General features: G+C 56.2%; 1 protein-coding gene. It reads left to right on the top strand.

The window, feature by feature from the left end; translation table 11 throughout:
- On the top strand, nt 1-352 hold a 352-nt coding region (locus SB822_RS55575; RefSeq protein WP_410858906.1), incomplete at both ends, for a UxaA family hydrolase.

The following is a 352-nucleotide window of genomic DNA, read 5'->3' as shown; positions in this document are numbered from 1 at the left end:
GCACGCTTGGGGGGTATGCTTGCCATCCGAACTTCGCAAGCATACTGGTAGTCGGTCTCGGTTGTGAAACGAATCAGATCTCGCGACTTTTTAAGACGCAGGGACTTCGAGAACACGACCGCTTGCGGACGTTCACGATCCAAGATAGCGGTGGTACCACGCAGACGATCGCGAAAGGTATCGAACTGGTGCGGCGCATGTTGCCCGACGCAAACAATGTGAGGCGCGAGCCGGTTAGCGCAAGTCATCTCAAGGCCGGTCTCCAATGCGGAGGATCTGACGGATACTCTGGCATTACTGCAAATCCAGTGCTGGGGGCTGCTGTTGATCTGTTGGTGCAACACGGTGGCAC

Origin of the sequence: Paraburkholderia sp. SIMBA_054, assembly GCF_046534875.1 — a bacterium.
Lineage (GTDB): Bacteria > Pseudomonadota > Gammaproteobacteria > Burkholderiales > Burkholderiaceae > Paraburkholderia > Paraburkholderia hospita.
The sequence above is the reverse complement of the archived record's forward strand: the minus strand, read 5'-3'. Positions and strand labels throughout refer to the sequence as shown.